The organism is Amycolatopsis sp. lyj-90 (genome assembly GCF_046549035.1).
Classification (GTDB): Bacteria; Actinomycetota; Actinomycetes; order Mycobacteriales; family Pseudonocardiaceae; genus Amycolatopsis.
This window is the reverse complement of the sequence record NZ_JAJPWP010000030.1, coordinates 1-565: the sequence shown is the minus strand read 5'-3', so window position 1 is coordinate 565 and position 565 is coordinate 1. Positions and strand designations below refer to the sequence as shown.

General features: G+C 57.7%; 1 rRNA gene. It reads left to right on the top strand.

From position 1 onward, the window contains the following. Nucleotides 1-224: ribosomal RNA gene (locus ACLJPX_RS44255) — 16S ribosomal RNA — on the top strand; the annotation flags it as partial. Nucleotides 225-565 lie beyond the last annotated feature (341 nt).

Sequence of the window (565 nt, the reverse complement as noted above, 5' to 3'; positions counted from 1 at the left end):
ACTGCGTGAAGTCGGAGTCGCTAGTAATCGCAGATCAGCAACGCTGCGGTGAATACGTTCCCGGGCCTTGTACACACCGCCCGTCACGTCATGAAAGTCGGTAACACCCGAAGCCCATGGCCCAACCGCGTAAGCGGGGGGAGTGGTCGAAGGTGGGACTGGCGATTGGGACGAAGTCGTAACAAGGTAGCCGTACCGGAAGGTGCGGCTGGATCACCTCCTTTCTAAGGAGCAACACATCCACAGTCCCCGGGATACCCGGGATCAGCACTGTGGGGTGGCCAGGGTTTCATCACCGACTGTGTGGTGGCACTGGTTGCTCAAGGAATTGTGGAACTACTGGTTAGGGTTCGGCCGGCTTTTGCCGGGACGCTCTAGTACTGCTTCCTTCGGGGAGCGTGGAGAGGGTGTTCCTGGGAGGTCGGAAGAATTGTTCGCTGGCACGCTGTTGGGTCCTGAGGCAACACGCCGAGGGGCTTTCACGCTCCGGGAGTTTGTTTCTGGTGTGGTGTTTGAGAACTGTAGAGTGGATGCGAGCATCTTTGTGGTCAAGTTATTAAGGGCA